The sequence below is a fragment of the Bradyrhizobium sp. Leo114 genome, assembly GCF_055229415.2.
This window is the reverse complement of sequence record NZ_JBUYEN020000073.1, coordinates 22,984-29,542: the sequence shown is the minus strand read 5'-3', so window position 1 is coordinate 29,542 and position 6,559 is coordinate 22,984. Positions and strand designations below refer to the sequence as shown.

Annotated in this window: 6 protein-coding genes; 2 read left to right on the top strand and 4 right to left on the bottom strand. The window is 64.4% G+C overall.

What is annotated here, in order from left to right; all coding sequences use genetic code 11:
- Positions 1-590 precede the first annotated feature (590 nt).
- The 4 genes from ACZIRK_RS41315 to ACZIRK_RS41300 form a co-directional block, all read right to left on the bottom strand.
- Positions 591-2,108 carry a L,D-transpeptidase family protein gene (locus tag ACZIRK_RS41315; protein ID WP_130231578.1) on the bottom strand — a complete coding sequence of 506 codons (1,518 nt, stop codon included), beginning with the start codon at positions 2,106-2,108 and terminating at the stop codon, positions 591-593.
- A gap of 229 nt (positions 2,109-2,337) precedes the next feature.
- The gene (locus tag ACZIRK_RS41310) at positions 2,338-3,300 is read right to left on the bottom strand and encodes an acetyl-CoA carboxylase carboxyltransferase subunit alpha (RefSeq protein ID WP_130231580.1); all 963 of its coding nucleotides are present in this window, start codon (positions 3,298-3,300) and stop codon (positions 2,338-2,340) included.
- 208 nt (positions 3,301-3,508) lie between these two features.
- Positions 3,509-4,471 (bottom strand): site-specific tyrosine recombinase XerD, encoded by a 963-nt coding sequence (gene xerD / locus ACZIRK_RS41305; RefSeq protein ID WP_051396745.1) that lies wholly within the window; start codon positions 4,469-4,471, stop codon positions 3,509-3,511.
- Between the two features lie 15 nt (positions 4,472-4,486).
- Positions 4,487-4,633, bottom strand: a complete 147-nt coding sequence (locus ACZIRK_RS41300; protein WP_035690322.1) for a hypothetical protein — start codon at positions 4,631-4,633, stop codon at positions 4,487-4,489.
- 140 nt (positions 4,634-4,773) lie between these two features.
- On the opposite strand from ACZIRK_RS41300, the gene ACZIRK_RS41295 reads away from it, so the two are divergent.
- Both ACZIRK_RS41295 and aroB read left to right on the top strand, forming a co-directional pair.
- Positions 4,774-5,403 (top strand): shikimate kinase, encoded by a 630-nt coding sequence (locus tag ACZIRK_RS41295; protein ID WP_474419507.1) that lies wholly within the window; start codon positions 4,774-4,776, stop codon positions 5,401-5,403.
- On the top strand, positions 5,400-6,545 hold the full coding sequence (aroB, locus tag ACZIRK_RS41290; protein WP_130231173.1) for a 3-dehydroquinate synthase: 1,146 nt from the start codon (positions 5,400-5,402) through the stop codon (positions 6,543-6,545). The genes ACZIRK_RS41295 and aroB overlap by 4 nt, the downstream gene beginning before the upstream one ends.
- Positions 6,546-6,559 lie beyond the last annotated feature (14 nt).

Below are 6,559 nucleotides of genomic sequence, written 5' to 3'. Positions count from 1 at the left end.
CCAGCCCCACCTCCATCGACATACGACCGCTCTCCACAAGACCGCCTCCCGCCAGGGAATCAGTCTTCGCCGATCTTCGCAACAAAGATGTGTGCATTAGATAGCCGGTCACCGGGGAGAGCACGAAATAAGCCGTAAACCATCGCGCAGGGAAAGCCGGAATGCTTCGGTTGAACCTGTGGTCCTACCCCCGTGCTTTTTGTTGCACGGGACCCATGGGTGCAACCAGCACCCGGCTTTCCCTGCGCCCTCTGATATCGAGGAGGGTGGAAAGTGACGCAGAGCTCGGGCAGCGAATGCCGCGAGAACGCGAACTCACGTCCTCACGCTGTTTGAAAGTTGAATCAGAATCCATCCCCGTCATTGCGAGCGCAGCGAAGCAATCCATCGCGCCACTTGCGGAGAAATGGATTGCTTCGCTGCGCTCTACCCATCCTACGGAATCGCTGTTTGACATTTGAATCAGAACTCTCCGCACGTCATTGCGAGCAAAGCGAAGCAATCCATCGCGCCGCTTGCCGAGGCATGGATTGCTTCGCTTTGCTCGCAATGACGGCAGGAGAAAGCGCTGGCCCTCGCGACGCCGTGCCTTACTTCATCGCCCCGAAGCGGTTGTCGAAGGAGTTCGGCTGCACGATCGGCTGCGAGCCGGAGAGCTGTGTGTCCCTGGTGGCCGGTGCGGCGGTGGCCGGCGCATCGGTGACGGTCGGCTTGAGCGCCGGCTTGGCGGCAGCGAGCTTGGTTTCGGTGGGCCTCGGTGCGACGCGAACGACCGATTGCGACTTGGTCTGAGCAGGCTTGATCTCAGCAGCCTTGGCCTCAGCAGTCTTGGCCTCAGTAGCTTTGGGCTTCGCGGCGGCGGCCGGTGCAGAGGGCGGCACGCTGGTGGCGGCGGCGTTGGCGTCGGCCGTGGCGCCGATCCCGACCTTGCGGGCGATGCTGGAGAAGAGGCCTTCCGACTGCTCACCCGACTGCGTGGCGGAAGCGACGCGGGCCGATGACGTCGCCGACGTCGTCGACACCGCCACCACCGGCTCTTCCGGCTGCGCCAGGTTCGGCTTCGGCGGATTGACGGTGGACGGGATCGTGCCGGGCGCGCGCGCCAGCGACAGTGATTGCAGGCTCTGGCTGTCGCCACCCTCGGAGAGGCCGGTGCTGCCCTCCGGCAGCTTGGAGGCGAAGATCTTGTTCATGCCGCCGTCGATGCCGGTGTTCATCCGCGCCACCGGCGTGCCCTTGGAGATCAGCTTGGCAACCTCGGTCGCCTCTTCCTGCTGCTTCTGGCGGACCGCTTCGGCGATCTGGTCGGGAATCACATAGGCCGGGCATTTGGCGGACGCATCAAACACCGGATCGCGGGTGGCGCCCGGCGGCTTGGCGGCGTCGAAGACATATTTCTTCTCGCAGAAGTCGACCTTCGGCTCCTGCTTCGTCACTTCGAAATGATCGTAGCCTTCCTTGATCATCTTCCAGAAAGGCATGTTCGGATTGTTGCGGTGCTTGGCCATGTTCACCGGCGTCATCCGGAACGGATAGGCCTGCAACTGGAATGCCTTCTGGCCGCCAAAGAACGACTCGCGCCCGAGCGAATAGATCTCCGCGATTTGCTCGTCGGTCATCGCGTAGCAGCCGCGCGAGGAGCAGTCGCCATGCACCATCAACTGTGAGCCGGTGCGGCCGAGCGCCTTGTCGAAGGCGTTGGGGTAGCCGGTGTTGAAGGAGAGGTAGTAGGCCGATTGCGGGTTCATCTGGCCCGGGCTGATCGTATAGAAGCCCTCCGGCGCCTGGCGGTCGCCCTCGCGGATCTTCGGACCGAGATCGCCGGACCAGCGGCAGATCGGATAGGTCTTCAAGAGCGCGAACCTGCCGGAGCGGTCCTGCTTCCAGACTTCGAGCTCGGCTTCCTGCTTGAACAGGCGGATCAGGATCGGCGACTGCAGATCCATGTCCTTTTCCGTGATTGCCGCGACCAGCTTCGGCGGCACCGGCTGGTTGGCCTTGGCATTCGATGCGAGTGAGATGTCGTCGCTATTGCAACCGGCGAGCAATACAGCGGCCGCAAGGGCAGCCGAGGCCAGAAGCGCGCGAACCAGCGTGCGGTGATTCAAGTCCAAGCTCCACACCCACCGGGCATTTCGGGCAACCCCAAATCAACCCTTTATGCCTTGAAGCGATCGTTAAAATACTAACCTTTGGACTTCCCACCCGCAACCTGAACGGGGCCCGGCGGGCCGGAACCATGACAGGCATGGTCAAGCAAGAGTTAAAGACCGGCCCCGGGGCCGAATTGCGGCCAAACCGGCCGACCTGGAGCAAAATGCCGCGATTGCCGGTTAGCTAGGCGAGCTTGCGGCCGATATCGAGAAACTTCTGGCGGCGCTGCTTGCGGATCGCGTCCGCATCAAGATTTCGTAGGTCGTTGAAAGCCTGGGCGATGGCATCGCCGGTGGATGCGATCATGGCGGCGGGATCGCGGTGGGCGCCGCCCGGCGGCTCCTTCAGGATCTCGTCGATCACGCCGAATCGCAGCATGTCCTGGGCGGTGATCTTCATGCTGTTGGCGGCTTCCTGCGCCTTGGTGCCGTCCCGCCACAGGATCGAGGATGCCGCCTCCGGCGAGATCACGCTGTAGATCGCGTGCTCCATCATCAGGACGCGGTTGGCCGTGGTGATCGCGATCGCGCCGCCCGACATGCCCTCGCCGGTGATGATCGCGACATTGGGCACCCCCAGTGACAGGCAGGCGTCAGTCGAGCGCGCGATGGCTTCGGCCTGTCCGCGCTCCTCGGCGCCGATGCCGGGATAAGCGCCGGCCGAATCGACCAGGGAGAGTACCGGGATGCCGAAACGGTCGGCCATTTCCATCAGCCGGACCGCCTTGCGGTAGCCTTCGGGGCGGGCCATGCCGAAATTGTGCTTGATCCGGCTCTCGGTGGAGGCGCCCTTTTCCTGGCCGATCACGCAGATGCTCTCGCCGCGGAAGCGGCCGAAGCCGCCGAGCAGGGCTTCGTCGTCGGCGAATTTGCGGTCGCCGGCCAGCGGCGTGAATTCGGTGATGAGCGCGCTGACGAAATCGGTGAAATGCGGTCGCTGCGGGTGCCGCGCCACCAGCGTCTTCTGCCAGGGCGTCAGGTTGGCATAGAGGTCGGCCAGCGCCTGGCCGGCCTTCTCCTCGATCCGCGCGATCTCGTCGCCGATGTCGCTGCCGGACGCTGCCAGCGCGCGCAATTCGTCGATCTTGGATTCAAGCTCGGCGACGGGTTTTTCGAAGTCGAGGTAACTGCGCATCTGATCCGGCATTACGGCAATATAGGAAGGAACCTGGCGGGCGGCGAAGCGGGTCTGGGGTCTGGAAGAGAAGTTTTGTATCTTCAACAAGTTAACACGCAGCCAAAGCCGAGGCGCGTGGGCTGACCGCAAGCGGTGACGCTCTTTCCTGTGAGAAGCCGCCGAAGTCAAGGCGTAACCCATAGCCCGGCCTGGAAGCGTAATCCGGGGATCGACCGGGCTAAGCCTTCTCCGCCAGCGGATGCAGGTCGCGCACCAGGCTCTTCAGCCGCTCCTCGACCACATGGGTATAGATCTGGGTGGTGGAGATGTCGGTATGGCCGAGCAGGGTCTGGACGATGCGCAGGTCGGCGCCGTTGTGCAGGAGGTGGCTGGCAAAGGCATGCCGCAGCACGTGCGGGGAGACGAGCCGCGGCGCCAAGCCGGAAGCGGCCGCCAACTCCTTGAGGTCGCGAGCAAAATGCTGCCGGGTCAAGTGGCCGCTCTCGCCGAAGGAGGGAAACAGCCATTTCGACGGCGCCGCCTTCTTCTCCGGCTTCATGACTTGCACCGCAGCGAGATAGTCGGCCATCGCCTGGCGCGAGGCCTCGTTCAGCGGCACCAGCCGCTCCTTGTTGCCCTTGCCTCGCACCACGATCATGCGGGCATCGCGCCGCGCCGCCGATAGCGGTAGCGAGACCAGTTCGGAGACGCGTAGGCCAGTGGCGTACAGCACCTCCAAGAGGCAATGCAGCCGGAGCGCGCGCAGCCGCTGCGCCGGTGTCGCGTCGATTTGCGTGAGTTCCTTGGCCCGCGTCAGCATGCGGTCGACGTCGGCGATCGACAGCACCTTGGGCAGGCTGCGGCCGCGCTTCGGGCCAGAGAGGATCGCGGCAGGATCGTCGCTGCGGATGCGCTCGTTGAGCAGGAATCGGAACAGATGCCGCATCGACGAGAGCCGGCGGGCGACGCTGGTTGATTTGAAACCGCGGGTGTCGAGGTCGGCGAGGTAGTCGCGCAGCGTCTGGGTGTCGGCGCCGGCAAAGCTCTTGCCGGCATGGGTGAGGAATTCGGAGAGGTCTTCGAGGTCGCGGCGATAGGCGTCGAGCGTGTTTTCGCCCGCGCCCTGTTCGGCCGCGAGCATGTCGAGGAACAGGCTGATCAGCCCGGCATCTGATGTGCTGGAACGTGTCTTGGAACGCATCCCTGACCATAGCGGCTATTTCTTGAGGAACTTATCCGGCGGGATCGTCACCGTCATTTCCCGCGATTTCGGGGTCACAAAATTCGCCAGTGCGAAAATGATCCCGTAGCCGATACCGCCGATCACGGCGAGGACCGTCAGGAAGCGGAACAGGCTCGGCATATCGAAGGCTCGGGCGGCGAATTAACCATTGGCATCATCCATCATGTTCCCTCAGCCGTTGCAAGGCTCTGGCAACGGTATTGGCGGGGGTAGTATAGGTGACCGGAACGCCGCAAATTCGCCGAGAGACCGAGCTTTAGATGCCAGACAGCGCCGCACCGCTCCCTGTGCTCCCGACCCTGGAGGCCGACATCCTGGCCGTGCTGGGGTCGAGGACGATCGTGCTGGTGGGCATGATGGGCGCCGGCAAATCGACCATCGGCCGGCGGTTGGCCGCGCGGCTGAGGCTGCCTTTCACCGATGCCGACACCGAGATCGAGGCGGCGGCGGGCATGCCGATCCCGGAGATTTTCGAAACCCATGGCGAGGCCTATTTCAGGGATGGCGAGGCGCGGGTGATCGCCCGCCTGCTTAGCGACGGGCCGGCGGTGCTCGCCACCGGCGGCGGTGCGTTCATGCGCGAGGAGACCCGCAACTGCATTCGTGCCAAGGCGATCTCGCTCTGGCTGCGCGCCGACGCCGATGTCATCATGCGCAGGGTGCGGCGCCGCGCCGACCGCCCGCTGTTGCAGACCGCCGATCCCGAGGGGACGGTCAACCGTCTGCTCGGCGAGCGCGAGCCGGTCTACCGGAGCGCCGATCTGACGATTTCGTCGCGCGACGTGCCGCATGACCGGATCGTCGAGGAGTGCTTAGAGGCGCTGCATGCCTATCTCTGTGGCAACGGCACGGCACAACCGGCAACCAACGGAATTAGCCTCCCATCATGACTGCGCCATTGAAACACTCTGATCCCATCACCGTCGATGTCGCACTCGGCGACCGCGCCTATGACATCGTGATCGGGCGCGAGATGCTGCCGTCGCTTGGCGCACGGATCGCTGCGCTCCGCCCGGGTGCGCGCACCGCCATCGTCACCGACCGCACGGTGGCGAAACATTGGCTGGAACGGGCCGAGGCGTCGCTTGCCGCGGCTGGCGTCCCGACTTCGCGCATCATCGTCGAGGAAGGCGAGGGCTCGAAGAGCTATGCCGGTCTGACAGAGGTCAGCGAAGCGCTGATCGCGGCCAAGATCGAGCGCAACGATCTCGTCATCGCGCTCGGCGGCGGCGTGGTCGGCGATCTCGCGGGCTTTGCTGCTGCCATCCTGCGCCGCGGCGTCGATTTCGTGCAGGTGCCGACCTCGCTGCTGGCGCAGGTCGATTCATCGGTCGGCGGCAAGACCGGGATCAACTCGCCGCAGGGCAAGAACCTGATCGGGGCGTTCCACCAGCCGGTGCTGGTCGTCGCCGACACGTCCGTGCTCGATACGCTGTCGCCGCGCCAGTTCCGCGCTGGCTATGCGGAGGTTGCCAAATATGGCGTGCTCGGCGATGAGGCCTTTTTCGCCTGGCTGGAAGCCAATCACGCCGACATCTTTTCCGGCGGCGCGGCGCGCGAGCACGCGATCGCAACCTCGTGCCGCGCCAAAGCTGCGATCGTCTCGCGCGACGAACGCGAAACCGGAGAACGCGCGCTGCTTAATCTCGGCCACACCTTCGGTCACGCGCTGGAAGCGGCGACGGGCTTTTCCGACCGGCTGTTCCACGGCGAAGGCGTGGCCATCGGCATGACGCTGGCGGCGGAGTTCTCTGCTTCTCTCGGCATGATTGCGCAAGCGGATGCGGCGCGCGTGAAACGCCACCTCACTGCGGTAGGGTTGCCGACCCGGCTGCAGGATATCGGCGGCTTCGTCCAGGAAGGACTGGCTGATGCCGACACACTGATGGCGCTGATGGCGCAGGACAAGAAGGTCAAGCGCGGCAAGCTGACCTTCATTCTGCTGGAGGCCGTCGGCCGCGCCGTGATCGCGCGCGACGTCGAGCCTGCGCCGGTGCGTGACTTTCTGAAGGCAAAACTGGCCGAGAATTAAAAACGCTCTTCGGA

Bases quoted from the DNA above. Each gene is read 5' to 3' on its own strand.
- ACZIRK_RS41310 (WP_130231580.1), bottom strand. From the start codon at position 3,300: ATGCCGGATCAGATGCGCAGTTACCTCGACTTCGAAAAACCCGTCGCC.
- xerD (WP_051396745.1), bottom strand. From the start codon at position 4,471: ATGCGTTCCAAGACACGTTCCAGCACATCAGATGCCGGGCTGATCAGC.
- ACZIRK_RS41300 (WP_035690322.1), bottom strand. From the start codon at position 4,633: ATGCCGAGCCTGTTCCGCTTCCTGACGGTCCTCGCCGTGATCGGCGGT.
- ACZIRK_RS41295 (WP_474419507.1), top strand. From the start codon at position 4,774: ATGCCAGACAGCGCCGCACCGCTCCCTGTGCTCCCGACCCTGGAGGCC.
- aroB (WP_130231173.1), top strand. From the start codon at position 5,400: ATGACTGCGCCATTGAAACACTCTGATCCCATCACCGTCGATGTCGCA.